We start from the raw sequence: 17877 nt of genomic DNA on the forward strand, positions 1-17877 counted from the left end.
ATCAGAATACTCCACGGTTTTAGCCGCGTTTCACCTGCATTTTGCGGCCGACGCCCACCGTGGCGATGACGGCGATTGCAAATATCACGGTCGGCCACTCCAGCGCCTCGCCCAGGACCACAGCCGCGCCGAGCAGCGACAGGAAGGGCTGCACCAGCTGCACCTGGCCGACCCGCGCCACGCCGCCCAGCGCCATGCCGCGATACCAGAAGAAGAAGCCGATGAACATCGAGAATACCGAGACGTAGGCGAAGCCGGTCCACGCGGCCGCGCCGGCGGCGGCGATCTGGCCGGCTTCGCGCCAGCATAGCCAGCCGACCACCGGGAGCAGCACCGGCGCGGCCAGCACCAGCGCCCAGCAGATGGTTTGCTGCCCGCCCAGCGTCTGCGACAGGCGTCCGCCGGCGGCGTAGCCCATGGCCGCCAGCAGCACGGCGGCGAAAATCGCAAGGTCGGCCGGATGCAGGCCGCCGCCGCTCTGGCGCAGCGCGAAGCCGGCCACCAGCGCCGAGCCGCACATGGCCATGATCCAGAAGCCGGCCGAGGGCTTTTCGCCGCCCAGCAGGGCCGCGAAGACGGCGGTGGCCAGCGGCAGGATGCCGATCAGGACCGCGCCGTGGGCGGCGGGCAGCGAGCGCATGGCGATGGAGGTCAGCCACGGGAAACCGATCACGCAGCCGGCGGCCACCATCGCCAGCGGCGCCAGGGCGGCGCGCGGCGGCAGCGGCGCGCGCTTCCATAGCAGCCAGGCGCCGGCGAGCGCTGCGGCGACCAGCGCGCGGGCCAGCGCGACGAACATCGGCGACAGGCCGGCGGCGGTCCCCGTGTCGCCGGCGGCGCCGACGGCGAGCCGGGTGAAGGGCAGGGTCAGGCTGAAGATGGCGACGCCGATCAGGCCAAGCAGCATGCCGGCCGTTTCATCGCTGAAGCGGTCCAAGCGGGAGGCGCCTTGCGTGGAAATCGGCGCGACGACGGCGGGCGGGGCGCTATGGGTGACGATGCGGGTCATGCTGGCTCCAATGGACGTGCTTTGTTTTATTGGGTCTACGGGTGTATCCTACGGTACAAAACCCAGTACAGTGCCAGTACACTTTAAACTTAATTTCTCATACTGTGACGGTGGGATGACCAATACACGAAAACGCACCTCGCTTCTAGGAGCCGCCGCCTCGGCCGCAGCCGAGGCGGTCAACGAGGCCCTGGCGGCTGCCCACGCCCGCGCGTCGGCCGCCGCCGCACCCGGTCCGGCGGTGGCCTCGGTGCCGGCGTCCACCGGCCTGGCGCCGGCGCGCGCCGTGCGGACGTCCAAGCCCAGGCCCGCCGCCGGACCGTTGGTCGGATTGCTGTCGCGCGAATCGGGCGAGACGCTGATCGACCAGATCGTGCGCTCGGTGGCGGCGCGCATCGACGACCGCCTGCTGCGGGGCGGGTCGCGCATGCCGTCGATCCGCGCCTTCGCGGCGGCGCACGGCGTGTCCGCCTTCACGGTGGTGGCAAGCTACGACAAGCTGGTGGCAACCGGCTACCTGGAGTCGCGCCGGGGCGCCGGCTTTTTCGTGCGCGAGCGGGCGCCGATGGCGCTCAACGCCAGCGGGGGATCGGCGGCGCCGGCGGAGATGCCGGCCTCCCGCTCCCGCCTGGACACCAAGCCGATCGACGTGGTTTGGCTGGTGCGGAACATGTTCCGCCAGATGCCGCACCATCAGATGCCCGGTTCCGGCGTGCTGCCGCCCGAATGGCTGGACGGCACCGCCATCGCCAATGCGCTGCGCGCGGTCAGCCGCCAGAATCCCAATCTGTTGGTGAGCTACGGCCTGCCGCAGGGCTTCCTGCCGCTGCGCCAGCAACTGCAGCACAAGCTCGCGGAGCTGGAAATCGCCGCCGCGCCGGAGCAGATCGTCACCACCGCCGGCGTCACGCAGGCGCTGGACATGGTGGCGCGCGAGTTCACCCGTCCCGGCGACACCATCTTCGTCGACGATCCGGCCTGGTTCCTGATGTTCGGCTCCTTCGCCGCGCTGGGCGCCAATGTGATCGGCATCCCGCGCCTGGCCGACGGCCCGGATATCGCCCGTCTGGCCGAACTGGCGGCGATCCACAAGCCCAAGCTCTATATTATTAACTCGGTGCTGCACAACCCCAGTTCGACCTCGCTGTCGGCGGCCAAGGCCTTCCAGGTGTTGCGGCTGTCGGAGGAGCACGACTTCATCATCGTCGAAGACGATATCTACTGCGACCTGCACCCCGGCAGCGCGGTGCAGCCGGCCACGCGGCTGGCGGCGCTGGATCAATTGCAGCGGGTGATTTACCTGGGCGGCTTTTCGAAGACGATGGCGGCCAACCTGCGGGTCGGCTTCATCGCCACGTCGGCCGAGCGGGCCGAGAGGCTGGCGGACCGCAAGATGCTGTCGACCCTGACCACCAGCGATATCGGCGAGCGGGTGGTCTATAAAGTGCTGTCCGAGGGCTCCTACCGCAAGCACGCGGACCGGGTGCGCACTCGGCTCGACGGCATCCGCGCCAAGGCGGTGCGGCAGATGGAGCGGGTCGGCCTGAAAGTGGATGTGGCCTCGCCGGCCGGGATGTTCGTCTGGGCGGACGCCGGCTGCGACACCAGCGTGCTGACCGAACGCGCCATGGCCGCCAACTTGCTGCTGGCGCCGGGCAGCCTGTTCTCGCCGGCGCAACTGCCGTCCACCCGCATGCGGCTCAATGTGGCGGCGATGCAGGAACCCGGCGTGTGGCAGTTTCTGGAGCAGCAGTTGGGAAAATAGCAAGCTGCTCTTGAAAACCATTTTATAATCCCCACTTTCGCCAGACCCGTGCGACTTCGCGCACGTACACTAAGACTATTAGAGGCTCTAAAAATGGCAGATAACGATAAGCAAACCCTTGGTTTCCAGGCTGAAGTGAAACAGCTGTTGCAGCTGATGATCCACTCCCTGTACTCGAATAAAGAGATTTTCCTGCGCGAGTTGATCTCGAACGCGTCCGACGCGGCCGACAAGCTGCGTTTCGAGGCGATCAACAACGATGCGCTGTACGGCAACGACCATGACCTGAAGATCAAGGTATCGTTCGACAAGGCCGCCCGCACCATCACCATTTCCGACAACGGCATCGGCATGAGCCGCGACGAGGCGATCTCGCACCTGGGCACCATCGCCAAATCGGGCACCAAGGAATTCTTCGGCAAGCTGTCGGGCGACCAGCAGCAGGACGCGGCCCTGATCGGCCAGTTCGGCGTGGGCTTCTATTCGGGCTTCATCGTCGCCGACAAGATCACCGTCGAAACCCGCCGCGCGGGCGCCGAGGCGTCCGAGGGCGTGCGCTGGGAATCGGCCGGCGAGGGCGATTACTCGGTCGAACAGATCGAAAAGACCGGTCGCGGCACCGACATCATCCTGCACCTGCGCGAAGGCGAGGACGAACTGCTGTCGTCGTGGAAGATCAAGTCCATCATCCGCAAATACTCCGACCATATCTCGCTGCCGATCGTGATGCAGAAAGAGGAATGGGACGACGAGAAGAAGGAAACCGTCGTCAAGGACGAATTCGAGACCGTCAACCAGGCCAGCGCGCTGTGGGCGCGCAGTAAATCGGACATCACCCCGGAGCAGTACGAGGAATTCTACAAACACGTCTCGCACGACTTCCAGGCGCCGCTGGCGTACACGCACAACCGCGTCGAGGGCCGCAGCGAATACACGCAGCTGCTGTACATCCCGGCCAAGGCGCCGTTCGACCTGTGGGACCGCAACAAGCGCGGCGGCATCAAGCTGTACGTCAAGCGCGTGTTCATCATGGACGACGCCGAGCAGCTGATGCCGGCCTACCTGCGCATGGTCAAGGGCGTGATCGACTCGGCCGACCTGCCGCTGAACGTTTCGCGCGAGATCCTGCAGGAGTCGCGCGACGTCAAGGTAATCCGCGACGGTTCGACCAAGCGCGTGATCGGCATGCTGGAGGAGTTGGCCAACGCCGAAGAGCAGGAGAAGAAGGACAAGTACGTCACCTTCTGGAAGGAATTCGGCCAGGTGCTCAAAGAGGGCATCGGCGAGGACGCGACCAACAAGGACCGTCTGGCCAAGCTGCTGCGCTTCGCCTCGACCGCCAACGAGAACGACGAGCAAAGCGTCTCGCTGGAGCAGTATGTCGCGCGCCTGAAGGAAGGCCAGGACAAGATCTACTACGTCACGGCCGATAATTATGTCGCGGCGAAGAACAGCCCGCACCTGGAGATCTTCCGCAAGAAGGGCGTCGAAGTGCTGCTGCTGACCGACCGTGTCGATGAGTGGATGCTGTCGTTCCTGACCGAGTTCGAAGGCAAGGAGCTGGTATCGGTGGCCAAGGGTGGCCTGGATCTGGGCGCGCTGGAAGACGAGGAAGAGAAGAAAGAGCACGAAGAGACCGAAAACTCGTACAAGGATTTGGTCGGCAAGATGAAGGAAGCCTTGTCGGACAAAGCCAAGGACGTGCGCGTGACGTTCCGCCTGACCGATTCGCCGGCCTGCCTGGTGGCGGACGAGCATGAGCTGTCGGGCAACCTGCTGCGGATGCTGAAGGCGGCGGGGCAGAGCGCGCCGGAGTCCAAGCCTATCCTGGAGATCAATCCGAACCACCCGCTGGTGACGCGCTTGAAGTATGAGGAATCGGGCACTTTGTTTGGTGACTGGGCAAACATCCTGTTCGACCAGGCTTTGCTGGCCGAGGGCGGTTCGCTGAGCGATCCGGCCACGTTCGTCAAGCGTCTCAATGAGATGCTGTTGAGCGGCGCAAGCAAGTAAGCGCAAGAGTTGCTGTAGATCCACGTGGGGCGGATTAGGCGGAACGCCGTAATCCGCCATGCATGAGCCGTCGCCGGAGCATGCATGGCGGATTACGCTTCGCTAATCCGCCCTACGTTTTTTAGACGTTGTTTTGTTTGATCGAATTTTTCGAGCGTCGCCTTGCCAGCAGCAGCATCGCCGGCAGTCCTATCCCGAGCAGGGCGATGCTTTCCGGCTCGGGTACGGCCGCCACCACTAGCGCGGGCGTGTAGAAGCCGCGTATCTCGCCGTTCGGATAGGCCGAGGTATGAATGTTGAAATACGCCAATCCATTGTTGAGCCCCGATTCAAGCGCCGCTTCCGCGAACGCCGTGCTGCCCCCAAACCGACTGAGGAACGCCGGATTCCAGGTGCTGGCCAACAGCGTGTTGTAGCTGTTGCTGTAGGCGCCATTGGTCACACCCAGCGGGAAGCCACTCAGCGTGGGGACTTCCGTGGCGACGCCGGCCACGCCCTTGAACGGCGCGTCCGTGCAGCAGTGCAGGTGCGCGGCCGTGGTGCCGCTGCTGAGACTGCTGAATGCGACGTTGATCTCCAGGATATGGGTGTCGGGGTCGAACTTCAGCACCGTCGCGCCGATGCCGGGCGCGTTGTTGGGCGGCGCTTCCTGCGTACCAGTCAGAATAGCTGTGTAGTTGGCGGCGTGCGCGGCCGTGACGGCGGCCAGCAGAAGCCCGGCGGCGGCCGCGTAGTTGCGGATACGTTGTTTCATCTTTATTCCCTCCGTTGTTATCGATGTGTTGTTAGGCGCCTTTTTGTTAGAGCGCGCGCGCCGGAGGGAGTTCCGCGTGTCGATGGGGTTTTTAGGCTGGCATGGCCGTGCGCCTGGGCGGTTATAAGGCGGTGCGCAGCGCGAACAGTTCGGGGAACAGCACCACGTCGAGCATCTTGCGCAGGTAGCTGACGCCGGCCGTGCCGCCGGTGCCGGACTTGAAGCCGATGATGCGCTCGACCGTGGTGACGTGGCGGAAGCGCCAGAAGCGGAACGCCGTCTCCAGGTCGACCAGCTTTTCGGCCAGCTCGTACAGCGCCCAATGCCTAGATGGGTCGCGGTAGACCTCCAGCCACGCGTTCTGCACCGATTCGTCGGCGGCCGTCGGCAGGGTCCAGTCGGCATTGAGCCGTTCGGCCGCGATCGGCAGACCGTTGCGGGCCAGTAGCTTGACCGCTTCGTCGTACACCGAGGGGGCGCGCAGGGCCTTGTCGAGCACCGCGAAGGCGTCCGGCGCGGTGGTGTGGACGTTCAGCAGCGCGGCGTTCTTGTTGCCGAGGATGAACTCGATCTCGCGGTACTGATACGACTGGAAGCCGGACGAAGCACCCAGATACGGGCGGATCGCCGTGTATTCGGGCGGCGTCATTGTCGCCAGCACGTCCCAGGCGTGCACCAGCTGGTCCATGATGCGGGCCACCCGCGCCAGCATCTTGAAGGCCGGCGCCAGGTCGTTCGATTGTAGATGCGCGCGCACGGCGTGCATTTCGTGCAGCATCAGCTTCATCCACAGTTCGCTGGTCTGGTGCTGGACGATGAACAGCATCTCGTTGTGGTTGGGCGACAGCGGGTGCTGGGCGTTGAGGATCTGGTTCAGGCCCAGATAGTCGCCGTAGCTCATCGAATTGCTGAAGTCCATCTGCGCGCCGTGCCATTCGGCGTCGCCGGCGCTGTCTGGGCTGGCGTGCATCGGGCAGCCACCGGCCGCCGGTTTTTGTTCTGTCATGATGATCCCGTCAGGTGACGGCGCCGCGCTTGGCGTCGACGTCGTAGTCTTTGCGGTCGAGGATGTCGCGCAGGATCTCGACCGCGTCCCATACTTCGGTATAGCTGGTGTACAGCGGCGTGAAGCCGAAGCGCATGATGGCCGGTTCGCGGTAGTCGCCGATGACGCCGCGCGCGATCAGCGCCGACATCACCGCGTAGCCGTGCGGGTGCGTAAAGCTGACCTGGCTGCCCCGGCGCGCGTGCTGGCGCGGCGTGACCAGTCCCAGCGGGTGGTTGGCGCAGCGCTGCTCCACCAATTCGATGAACAGGTCGGTGAGCGCCAGCGATTTCTCACGGATCGCCGCCATCGACGTTTGTTCGAACACCTCCAGTCCGCTCTCGACCATCGCCAGCGACACCACCGGCTGCGTGCCGCACAGCGCGCGGCCGATGCCGTCGGCCGGTGCGAAGTCCGGCGCCATGGCGAACGGCGCGGCGTGGCCCCACCAGCCCGACAGCGGCTGCGTGAAGCGGGCCTGGTGCCGGCGCGGCACCCAGATGAAGGCCGGGGCGCCGGGGCCGCCGTTCAGGTATTTATAGGTGCAGCCGACGGCCAGGTCGGCGCCGTCGCCGTTCAGGTCGAGCGGCACCGCGCCGGCCGAATGCGCCAGGTCCCAGACGATCAGGGCGCCGGCCGCGTGGGCCAGGGCGCTGGCGGCGCGCATGTCGTGCTGGTAGCCGGTGCGGTAGTTCACATGGGTCAGCATGACGACGGCGGTGTCGGCGCCAATGGCGGCCGGCAGCTCCTCCACCGAGTCGACCAGCTTGACGGTGTAGCCGCGGTCGAGCCAGCTGCTCAGTCCCTGGGCCATATAGATGTCTGTGGGGAAGTTGGAGCGTTCGGTAACGATTACGCGCCGGCTCGCGGAGGCCGGCTCGCCGGCCTGCATGTGCAGCGCGGCGGCCAGCGCCTTGAACAGGTTGAGCGAGGTGGTGTCGGTGACGACGACCTCGTCCGGGCCACCGCCGATCAGCGGCGCCAGCCGGTTGCCCAGCCTTTTAGGCAGGTCGAACCAGCCGGCGGTATTCCAACTGCGGATCAGATCGTGTCCCCATTCCTGCGCGATGACGTGCTGGGCGCGGGCGAGGGCGGCCTTCGGTCGGGCGCCCAAGGAGTTGCCATCCAGATATATCACGCCGGCCGGCAGATCGAAGCGTTCGCGCAGCGGCGCAAGCGGATCTTGCGCGTCGCGTTGCAGGCAGTCATTGCGAGTTGTCATTACGTCACTTTCCTGTGAGTCGGTTGATGCTTTAGGCTTAAACAAGTTGCCTGATACGCCAGTGTAACAGGAAAAACCGCCGGTTTTGCTGAGCTGACGGCGTTTGCCGGCATCCCGCCATGCCCGGCAAACCCGCATGGATGCTGGCTTGGCGGGCGATTCCAAAACTATTTTCAATCTTTTTTAAAAAAATTCAAAAAAACCCTAAAGTTCCGCAGAGCGCTGCCGTTACCAGATTCATGAAGCGCGTAAAAGTCAGTAAAACGGGCTTCAGCTTGCAAAGATGTAGTCGAAAATAATTTAAAATTTTTCTGTGGAAACCCTAAAGTTCCCGAAAAAGCTGCCGTAACCGGGTTAGATGTAGCAAAAAAGAGTCGCCATACGAACATTTTTTTCGTGTCATGACAGGACTTTTTTGAAGATCTCACGCCATAAAATTTCCACGCCGCAAGGGCGTAGAGCCTCGATCCCAGTGTGTTTGTCAGACAAACACGGACGGGTCGCGTTCGCTATTGCCTGACGCAAAATACGGAAGACCTCCTCTACTCGTATTTTTGTTGCTCCCGCAGAATGTATCTCAATGGAAACGCAATTGTGTTCCGCAGTGAAACAAATACTGGGAGATGGAAATGACCGCAAACGATATGATGGCTGAAATTCGCGACGCTAACCTGAGCTACCTGATGCTCGCGCAGCAGATGATCCGTGCCGACAAAGTCACCGCGATCTTCCGTCTTGGCATCGCCACCGAAATCGCCGACCTGATCGAAGGCATGAGCAACGCTCAAATCCTCAAGCTGGCAGGCGGCAACATGATGCTGGCCCGCTTCCGCTTCGACGACGGCGCCATCCTGTCGATGCTGACCAGCCATAATAAAGACCGTTTCCTGGCGCAGTCGCACGCCGCCATCCTGATGGCCGGCCAGGCTGTCGAAGAAATCGCTTAAGCCACTGGTACCGCGGCGTACCGAACGCCACCGCATCGCAAAGCGCATTACCATCATATAGACAGCCGGGAGCAGGGATCATGACCAAGAAAAGCGTAGTGTCTGAAGCACAAGAAATTCAGCTTGCGATTGAACTGATCCAGCTGGGCGCGCGCCTGCAACTGCTGGAAACCGAAGTGTCGCTGTCGCGCGAGCGCCTGCTCAAGCTCTATAAAGAGCTGCGCGGCGTGTCGCCACCGAAGGGCATGCTGCCTTTCTCGACCGACTGGTTCCTGACCTGGCAACCGAACATCCATTCCTCGCTGTTCATCAACATCCATAAATTCCTGGTCGACCACGCCGGCGCCACCGGCATCGAAGCGGTCATGAAGGCCTACAAGCTGTACCTCGAACAAATGCCGCCGGAAGCGGGCGAAGAGCCGTTGCTGTCGCTGACCCGCGCCTGGACCCTGGTGCGCTTTTTCGGCAGCAAGATGCTGGAACTGGCCCCTTGCGGCAAATGCCAGGGTAAATACGTGGTCAACTGCATGGACCTGAACGGCAGCTATGTCTGCGGCCTGTGCCACATGCCTTCGCGCGCCGGCAAGACCAAGAAGTCCCGCGACGCCGACGCCCTGGCCGCGTGACCCGCCACATTCCCCAATCGTCCTACCTTCAACGCATCGTCCGCGCGCCCGCCGTGCGGGCCTTGCTGATCCAATGCGGCGCCGCGCCGCTCAGCCTCGGCCTGGTGTACCTGCTGGCCACGTTTCACTTCCCCGTCGATTACCTGACCGTCGCCGTCGTGCACGGCCTGGTCGCCGCCGCCATCACGTGGCTTGCGGGGCTGGCCGTGTGGTGGCGCGCGATCGAATTCTTTTTCCCGCTGGCGGTGTTGGCGGCCTTGTCGCTGCGGCTGCCGCCGTGGCTGTTCCTGGCGGTCTTCCTTGTGCTGTTGGGCCTGTACTGGTCGACCTTCCGCACGCAGGTTCCTTATTACCCGTCGCACCCGGCCGTGTGGGATGCGGTGCGCCAGCAGTTGCCGCCGCCACGCGGGGTTGGAGACGACAGTGGCCGTCCCCTGCGCGTGATCGACATCGGCAGCGGACTGGGCGGGTTGGTGATGTACCTTGCGCGCGCGCGGCCGGATATCGAGTGCGTCGGCATCGAGCTGGCGCCGCTGCCCTGGTTATATAGCAAGGTGCGCGCGGCAATGACCGGCAGCCGCGCGCGCTTCCTGTTCGGCGATTACGAGCGCCTCGATTTCGGTCAGTTCGATCTGGTGTTCGCCTATCTGTCGCCGGCCGCGATGGGCGGTTTATGGCGCAAGGCGGAGGCCGAAATGTGTCCTGATGCCATACTTATAAGCTATGAATTTGCAATCGACGCGCGAGCGCCGGATCAGACCATTCTTGCCACAGACGACAACGCCGCGCTCTATAAATGGTACTTTTAAGCATCATTTGGCGTTAATCACTTGCTCGGCCACCCCCGGACACGTTATTGTAGTTCTACACGTAAATTTATTGAAATCGGGCCCGCGGTAGTTGACATTTAGGCCTTGTTTCACTATGGGGAGTCAGGTCACTTGTTAGTCATAATTGGATATGTGGTGGTGCTGCTCGGCGTCTTCGGCGGCTACGCGATGGGCGGCGGGCACCTGGCCGCGCTGTTCCAGCCGCTCGAGCTGGTGATGATCGGCGGCGGCGCGGTCGGGGCGTTCATTGTCGGTAACAACGGCAAGACCCTCAAGTCCACCTTGGCCGCGCTGCCCACCCTGTTCAAGGGCTCGCGCTACACCAAAGACTTATATATGGAGCTGATGTCGCTGCTGTTCGACGTCCTCTCCAAGGTCCGCAAGGAAGGCTTGATGTCGATCGAAGGCGACATCGACAGTCCGGAGCAAAGCCCGCTGTTCAGCAAGTATCCGAGCGTGCTGGAAGACCATCACGTCGTCGAATTCATCACCGATTACCTGCGCCTGATGGTGTCGGGGAATATGGACGCGTTCCAGATCGAGAACCTGATGGACAACGAGATCGAGACCCACCACCACGAGGGCGCCGCGCCCGGCCACGCGATTGCCCGGCTGGGCGACGGCATGCCGGCGTTCGGCATCGTGGCGGCGGTGATGGGCGTGGTCCACACGATGGAAAACGTCGGCTTGCCGCCGGCCGAGCTGGGCATCCTGATCGCCCACGCGCTGGTCGGCACCTTCCTCGGTATTTTGCTGGCGTATGGTTTCGTCGGTCCGCTGGCCAGCCTGCTCGAGCAGAAACTGGAAGAGTCGACCAAGATGTACCAGTGCGTCAAGGTCACCCTGTTGGCCAGCCTGAACGGCTACGCGCCGGCACTGGCCGTCGAGTTCGGCCGCAAGGTGCTGTACTCGACCGAGCGTCCGACCTTCGGCGAGCTCGAAGACCACATCAAGAAATCGAAGTCGAAGTAAGCCCGGGATGAAACGCGCTACTGGAATCATGTTGGACTCTGTGAGGAATCGTCATGGCTGAAGAAGGCTTACGGCCAATTATCGTCAAGCGCATCAAGAAGCACGGCGGCGGCCACCACGGCGGCGCGTGGAAGATCGCGTATGCCGACTTCGTGACCGCAATGATGGCGTTCTTCCTGCTGATGTGGCTGCTCGGTTCGACCTCCAAGGGCGACTTGAAAGGCATTTCGGACTACTTCAAGACGCCGCTGAAGGTGGCCATGCAGGGCGGCTCGGGCAGCGGCGACAGCTCGTCGGTGATCCCCGGCGGCGGCAAGGATTTGACCCGCAAGGACGGCCAGGTCGCCGCCAGCAGCGATCCGAGCGCGCAGAAAAAGGTCAACATCAACGCCGCGCGCGCCGCCGTCGAGGCCGAGGATGCGCAGCGCCTGAAGTCGCTGAAGGACAAGATCGAGACCGCCATCGAAACCAATCCGGTGCTGGTCAAGTATAAGAACCAGTTGCTGCTCGATATCACGACCGAGGGCTTGCGGATCCAGATCGTCGACGAGCAGAACCGTCCGATGTTCGCGCTGGCCAAGGCCGATTTGCAGTCGTACACGAAAGAGATTTTGCACGAGATCGGGTTTGTGCTCAACGATGTGCCGAACCGCATCGGCCTGTCGGGCCACACCGATTCGACGCCGTACATGAGCGAGACCGGCTACAGCAACTGGGAATTGTCGGCCGACCGCGCCAACGCCTCGCGGCGCGAACTGATCGTCGGCGGCATGGCCGACGCCAAGGTGCTGCGGGTGGTGGGGCTGGCCTCGGCCGCCAACCTGGACAAGGCCGATCCGTTCAATCCGATCAACCGCCGCATCAGCATCCTGGTGATGAACAAGCGGACGGAAGAGAGCGTGATCCGCGACGGCGGGCGCCAGATCGAGGTTGGCGCCGAGGAGGAAGCGGCCGGGGCGGCCGCGGCGGCGCCGGCGGCCGCGGCGCCGAGCGGGCCGCCGGTCCGCAAATAAGGGTTGAAAAGATAGTGAAGCACGGCGTAAAGCGCGCAGCGCAGAGTAGAACATAGAGAATTTTATGACGAGAAAAAAAATCCTTGGGTCGCATGTAAAACGCCTGCTGTCGGGCGTGTCTGACCACGGGCGCAAGCATTTAACCGAGGTCGAGACCGATTTGCTCCAGACCCGGCTGCTGCTGGAGGAGGCCATCGAGAAGCTGTCGTTCAACTTCATGGCCATCCATCAGACGGTGGAGGCCGAGCAGGCCACGATCCAGCTGCTGCTCGACGGCGGCATCGCCTCGCCCGAGCAGCGCGCGCAGCTGCAGGCGCTGCAGGGCCAGGTGGGCGGCTACGTCAACGCCGCCATCACCAGCCTGCAATTCCAGGACATGACGAGCCAGCTGATCGACCGCACGCTCAAGCGCGTCACCGGCCTGCGCGAGTTCCTCGGCACCCTGGGCGCGCACGGCGCCGAGATGCTGCCCGAGAGCGACAACGAGGAAATCGTCGCCCTGCTGGGCAAGGTCAGCATGGCGCTGGCGATACAGAGTTTGGAACTGCGCAGCGTGTTGCGCAAGGCAGTAAGTCAGCAACACCTCGAGAGCGGCGACATCGAATTGTTTTAAGGGTCGGCAGACCCCCGCTGAACACCGATTGTTTTAAAAAAAATTGGACGCGAGCGTCCAGCATTGATAAGAGTGAGAACCAAGATGGCCAAGACAATACTTGCAGTTGATGATTCCAGTTCCCTGCGCCAGATGGTGGCGTTCAGCCTGAAAGCCGCCGGTTACCTGGTGGTGGAAGCGGTGGACGGCCAGGACGGCCTGGAAAAAGCCAAGCTGCAAAGCGTCGACCTGGTGCTGACCGACCAGAACATGCCGCGCATGGACGGCCTGCAGCTGATTGCGCTGCTGCGCGAGCTGCCGACCTACGCCAAGACCCCGATCCTGATGCTGACCACCGAGTCGTCCGACGAGATGAAGGCCAAGGGCCGCGCGGCCGGCGCCAACGGCTGGCTGGTCAAACCGTTCGATCCGCAGCGCCTCATCGAGGTAGTGAAGAAGGTCATCGGCTGATAAGGCGCGAGCAATGAGCGAACTTTACGGAGTATCACCATGACCATCGACATAAGCCAGTTTTTCCAGGTCTTCTTCGATGAGGCCGAGGAACTGCTGGCTGAAATGGAGCGGCTGCTGCTGGCCGTGGACATCGCCGCCCCCGATGCCGAGGATCTGAACGCGATCTTCCGCACCGCGCATTCCGTCAAGGGCGGCGCCTCCACGTTCGGCGTGACCGACATGACGGAGGTCACGCACATCCTCGAGACCCTGCTCGACCGCATCCGCAAGGGCGAGATGGCGCTGACGTCCGAGCACGTCGACGCCTTCCTGGCCGCCAAGGACATCCTCAAGATGCAGCTCGACGGCCATCGCCTCGGCAGCACCGTCGACCAGGACGCCGTCGGCGACGTGCGCATGATGCTGCAGTCGCTGACCCAGGACGTGCCGGTGGTGGCGCTGTCGCCGGTGGCGCCGGCATTCAACGCGACCGAAGCGAAGGTGGTCGACCACAGCGGCGGGCGCCGCTACCGGCTCGAGCTGCCCGTGATGGTGCACCGCGAGGTGACCGCGCTCGGCGCCGAGCTGGGATTGATGGGCCACGTGTCCATCACGCCGCTCGACAAGGACCGCAACGCGATGGTGGTAACCACGCACGAGAGCCTCGACGACATCATCGCCATCTGCTCGTTCGTGCTCAATCCGGACGACATGGTGGTGACCGAATTGCCGGCGCTGAGCGACAAGCAGGCGCGCATGGAAAACGCCGAGCGCTCGAAGGTCGAGAGCGACCTCGGTTACGGCTTCTTCGACGAAACCGAATTGCATCCGCCGATGGCCGGTGGCGGCCAGGGCTACGGCTTCTTCCAGCCGCTCGATGAGATCCGCGCCAACGCCAAGGAGGGCAACGACGACGCCAACGGCTACGGCTTCTTCCAGCCGGTCGAGCAGATCCGCGCCGCCGCCGGCATCGTGATCGAGGCGGCGCCGACGCCGGCCGTGGCCGAGGAACAGGAAAAGAAGGCCGCCAAGGAGAAGGGCGCGTCGGCCGGCGCCGAATCGTCGTCGATCCGCGTGTCGATCGAAAAGGTCGACCAGCTAATCAACCTGGTGGGCGAGCTGGTGATCACGCAGGCGATGATCGAACAGCGCGTCGACACGCTCGATCCAATGGCGCACGAGCGCCTGCTCAACAGCGTCAGCCAGCTGACCCGCAACACCCGCGATCTGCAGGAAGCGGTGATGTCGATCCGCATGATGCCGATGGACTTCGTGTTCTCGCGCTTCCCGCGCATGGTGCGCGACCTGGCCGCCAAGCTGGGCAAGAAGGTCGACTTCATCACCAACGGCGCCGCGACGGAACTGGACAAGGGCCTGATCGAGCGCATCGTCGATCCGTTGACGCACCTGGTGCGCAATTCGATCGACCATGGCATCGAGATGCCGGACGTGCGCCGCGCGGCCGGTAAAAGCGAGTCGGGCCGGCTGTTCCTGTCGGCCTCCCACCAGGGCGGCAACATCATCATCGAGGTATCGGACGATGGCGGCGGCTTGAACCGCGAGCGCATCCTCGCCAAGGCCGAACAAAACGGCCTGCCGGTCAGCGACACGATGAGCGACGCCGAAGTCTGGCAGCTGATCTTCGCGCCCGGCTTCTCGACCGCCGAAACGGTGACCGACGTCTCCGGCCGCGGCGTCGGCATGGATGTCGTCAAGCGCAACATCACCGCCATGGGCGGCGTGGTCGACATCCGCTCGGCCAAGGGTTTCGGCACCACGATTTCGATTTCGCTGCCGCTGACGTTGGCGATCCTCGACGGCATGTCGATCCGGGTCGGCGAGGAGGTCTACATCCTGCCGCTGGGCTTTGTCATCGAGTCGCTGCAGCCGGTGGCCGACGACGTCAAGGAAATCAGCGGCAAGGGCCGCGTCATCAAGGTGCGCGGCGAGTACCTGCCGCTGGTGCCTTTGTACCAGATGTTCGACATCACGCCGCGCTTCACCGATCCGACCCAGGGTATCGTGGTCATCATCGAGACGGACGGCCGCAAGGCGGGCCTGTTCATCGACGACCTGGTCGGCCAGCAGCAGGTGGTGGTCAAGAACCTGGAATCGAATTACCGCAAGGTGGCCGGCATTTCCGGGGCCACCATCCTGGGCGACGGCGGCGTGTCGCTGATTCTCGATGTCGCCGCATTGATACGCTCGTCGCGCCAGCTGTCCGACGAACAGATTTTCTCCTGACCCGAACCACGCAACATAGATAGGAAACCATCATGGCAGACGTACTAACCACAGGCGCAAACGAGATCGCCGGCCACGAATACCTGGCGTTCACGCTGGGCTCGGAGGAATACGGCATCGACATCCTCAAGGTGCAGGAGATCCGCGGCTACGAAGTGGTCACCCGCATCGCCAACGCGCCCGAGTTCATCAAGGGCGTGATCAACCTGCGCGGCATCATCATCCCGGTGGTGGACATGCGCATCAAGTTCAACCTGGGCGAGCCGGTGTACGACCAGTTCACCGTCGTCATCATTTTGAACATCAGCGGCCGCATCGTCGGCATGGTGGTCGATTCGGTGTCCGACGTGACCACCCTGACGCCGGAGCAGGTCAAACCGGCGCCGGAAATGGGCACCGCCTTCAGCTCCGACTACATGATCGGCCTGGGTACGATCGACGAACGCATGCTGATCCTGGTGAACATCGACAAACTGATGTCGAGCGCCGAGATGGGCTTGATGGAACAACTGGCGGCCTAAAACTTGCCCCCGAAGCGGCCAGTAGCCGGCCGCGGAAGCGCCCCACAGAGGGCGTGCCAAACGACTATAACGATCATCGGCCTGGTAGTACCGTTCCGGCGACTTACGCACAGATAGCATAGGGGAGAAACAACATGAATTTACGCGATTTCACCATCGGTACACGGCTGCGCATCGGCTTCGGCGGCATTTTGCTGATCCTGGTGGCGATGGTCCTGATGACCAACTACCTCAACTTCAGCAACAAGAGCAAGCTGACCACGGGCCTGGAGCTGAGCACCGCCAAGAACCTGCAGGCGGCGGCGATGAAAAGCTCGATGCTGGAAACCGGCATCGCCATGCGCAATATCGGCCTGCAATCGGACGTGAGCCTGATGCAGAAGGAAGAGCAGAAGGTCAAGGACCAACGCGCGCGCTATGACAAGGCGGTCGCCGACCTCAAGGCGCTGGGCCTGAACGACGACGAGAAAAAGGTGCTGGGCGAGATCTCCAAGCTCGACGCCGACACCGACAGCGCCTTCAAGGAGGCGATCGGACAAGTGCTGGCGTTTAACAGCGAAGGCGCGGCCAAGGTCATTTCCGGCCGCATCGATCCGCTCAACCAGCAAACGCTGACGCAGATTAACAAACTGGTCGACATGCAGCAGGCCGACGCCGCGCATGTGATGGAAGGTTCCGTCACCGCCGACCGTTCGCTGATGTTCGTGTTGTTCGGCCTGGGCGCGGTGGCCGTGGCCCTGGGCGTGGTCTTCGCGGTGGTGATCACCCGTTCGATCGTGGTGCCGCTATCGGGCGCGGTGGCGGTGGCCCAGCGCGTGGCCTCGGGCGAGCTGACCTCCGACGTGCGGGTCGAGGGCAAGGATGAAACGAGCGAATTGCTGCAGGCGCTGCGGGACATGAACGACAGCCTGGCCAAGACGGTGGGCGAGGTGCGCAGCGGTACCGAACTGATTACCACGGCGTCGCACGAAATCGCCGCCGGCAACGCCGACCTGTCGTCGCGCACCGAGTCGCAAGCGAGCTCGCTGGAGGAGACCGCGTCGTCGATGGAAGAATTGACGTCGACCGTCAAGCAGAACGCCGACAACGCCCGCCAGGCCAACCAACTTGCGGTGACCGCGTCGTCGGTGGCGGAGAAGGGCGGCAGCGTGGTGTCGCAGGTGGTCGAGACCATGGGCTCGATCAAGGCCAGTTCCAGCAAGATCGTCGACATCATCGGCGTGATCGACGGGATCGCCTTCCAGACCAACATCCTGGCGCTGAACGCGGCCGTGGAAGCGGCGCGCGCCGGCGAGCAGGGTCGCGGCTTCGCGGTGGTGGCGTCGGAAGTGCGCAATCTGGCGCAGCGCTCGGCCGGCGCGGCCAAGGAGATCAAGGAATTGATCGGCGATTCGGTCGACAAGGTCGATGCGGGCAGCCGCCTGGTCGACGAGGCCGGGCAGACCATGGACCTGATCGTGACGTCGATCCGCCAGGTGGCCGACATCATGGGCGAGATCACCGCCGCCACGCAGGAACAAAGCAACGGCATCGAGGAAGTCAACCAGGCCATCACCCAGATGGACGAGATGACGCAGCAAAACGCCGCGCTGGTCGAAGAGTCGGCCGCCGCCGCCGAGAGCATGCAGGAGCAGGCCGAGTTGCTGGCGAAGGCGGTCAGCGTGTTCAAGCTGGCCGACGATGTCGGCCTGCGCCGGCCGGCCGCCGCCATCGCCGCGCCGCCGGCGGTCAAGCGCGCCGCGCCCAAGCCGGTTGCCGCGCCAACCGCAGCGGCGGTAGCGGCGCCGGCCAAGGCCAAGCCCAAGGCGCCGTCGGCGCCGAAGAAACTGACCACCTCACAGACCAGCGGCGACGAGTGGGAAGAGTTTTAA

Annotated in this window: 16 protein-coding genes; 12 read left to right on the top strand and 4 right to left on the bottom strand. The window is 63.5% G+C overall.

The window, feature by feature from the left end; genetic code table 11:
- Positions 1-19: 19 nt before the first annotated feature.
- Entirely contained in the window at positions 20-907 is an 888-nt protein-coding gene (locus NHH73_11290) for a DMT family transporter (GenBank protein ID USX29611.1), read from the bottom strand.
- Between the two features lie 217 nt (positions 908-1124).
- On the opposite strand from NHH73_11290, the gene NHH73_11295 reads away from it, so the two are divergent.
- Together NHH73_11295 and htpG are read left to right on the top strand one after the other, a co-directional pair.
- Complete coding sequence (locus NHH73_11295; GenBank protein USX28826.1) at positions 1125-2774, top strand: PLP-dependent aminotransferase family protein; 1650 nt, start codon at positions 1125-1127, stop codon at positions 2772-2774.
- A 93-nt stretch (positions 2775-2867) separates the two neighbouring features.
- Positions 2868-4787: a molecular chaperone HtpG gene (gene htpG / locus NHH73_11300; protein USX28827.1), complete on the top strand. Its 1920-nt coding sequence runs from the start codon at positions 2868-2870 to the stop codon at positions 4785-4787.
- Positions 4788-4908: 121 nt separating this feature from the next.
- Here the strand turns inward: htpG and NHH73_11305 are convergent, their stop codons facing one another.
- The 3 genes from NHH73_11305 to kynU form a co-directional block, all read right to left on the bottom strand.
- On the bottom strand, positions 4909-5541 hold the full coding sequence (locus NHH73_11305; GenBank protein USX28828.1) for a CHRD domain-containing protein: 633 nt from the start codon (positions 5539-5541) through the stop codon (positions 4909-4911).
- Positions 5542-5662: 121 nt separating this feature from the next.
- Entirely contained in the window at positions 5663-6547 is an 885-nt protein-coding gene (gene kynA, locus NHH73_11310; GenBank protein ID USX28829.1) for a tryptophan 2,3-dioxygenase, read from the bottom strand.
- A 10-nt stretch (positions 6548-6557) separates the two neighbouring features.
- Positions 6558-7808 carry a kynureninase gene (gene kynU, locus NHH73_11315; GenBank protein ID USX28830.1) on the bottom strand — a complete coding sequence of 417 codons (1251 nt, stop codon included), beginning with the start codon at positions 7806-7808 and terminating at the stop codon, positions 6558-6560.
- A gap of 629 nt (positions 7809-8437) precedes the next feature.
- Here kynU and flhD point away from each other — a divergent pair.
- From flhD to NHH73_11365, 10 genes are all read left to right on the top strand, one after another.
- Positions 8438-8755: a flagellar transcriptional regulator FlhD gene (flhD, locus tag NHH73_11320; protein ID USX28831.1), complete on the top strand. Its 318-nt coding sequence runs from the start codon at positions 8438-8440 to the stop codon at positions 8753-8755.
- Positions 8756-8835: 80 nt separating this feature from the next.
- A complete protein-coding gene (flhC, locus tag NHH73_11325; GenBank protein USX28832.1) occupies positions 8836-9381 on the top strand; it encodes a flagellar transcriptional regulator FlhC in 546 nt (181 codons plus the stop codon).
- A gap of 62 nt (positions 9382-9443) precedes the next feature.
- Positions 9444-10190: a class I SAM-dependent methyltransferase gene (locus tag NHH73_11330; protein USX29612.1), complete on the top strand. Its 747-nt coding sequence runs from the start codon at positions 9444-9446 to the stop codon at positions 10188-10190.
- 132 nt (positions 10191-10322) lie between these two features.
- Complete coding sequence (gene motA, locus NHH73_11335) at positions 10323-11183, top strand: flagellar motor stator protein MotA (GenBank protein USX28833.1); 861 nt, start codon at positions 10323-10325, stop codon at positions 11181-11183.
- A gap of 53 nt (positions 11184-11236) precedes the next feature.
- Positions 11237-12196 carry a flagellar motor protein MotB gene (gene motB, locus NHH73_11340; protein USX28834.1) on the top strand — a complete coding sequence of 320 codons (960 nt, stop codon included), beginning with the start codon at positions 11237-11239 and terminating at the stop codon, positions 12194-12196.
- Between the two features lie 64 nt (positions 12197-12260).
- Positions 12261-12809: a chemotaxis protein gene (locus tag NHH73_11345; GenBank protein ID USX28835.1), complete on the top strand. Its 549-nt coding sequence runs from the start codon at positions 12261-12263 to the stop codon at positions 12807-12809.
- A gap of 84 nt (positions 12810-12893) precedes the next feature.
- A complete protein-coding gene (locus NHH73_11350) occupies positions 12894-13259 on the top strand; it encodes a response regulator (protein USX28836.1) in 366 nt (121 codons plus the stop codon).
- A 39-nt stretch (positions 13260-13298) separates the two neighbouring features.
- A complete protein-coding gene (gene cheA / locus NHH73_11355; GenBank protein ID USX28837.1) occupies positions 13299-15485 on the top strand; it encodes a chemotaxis protein CheA in 2187 nt (728 codons plus the stop codon).
- Between the two features lie 32 nt (positions 15486-15517).
- Positions 15518-16006 (top strand): chemotaxis protein CheW, encoded by a 489-nt coding sequence (locus NHH73_11360; protein USX28838.1) that lies wholly within the window; start codon positions 15518-15520, stop codon positions 16004-16006.
- 134 nt (positions 16007-16140) lie between these two features.
- On the top strand, positions 16141-17877 hold the full coding sequence (locus tag NHH73_11365) for a methyl-accepting chemotaxis protein (protein USX28839.1): 1737 nt from the start codon (positions 16141-16143) through the stop codon (positions 17875-17877).

The organism is Oxalobacteraceae bacterium OTU3CINTB1 (assembly GCA_024123955.1).
Taxonomy (GTDB): Bacteria; Pseudomonadota; Gammaproteobacteria; order Burkholderiales; family Burkholderiaceae_D; genus Rugamonas.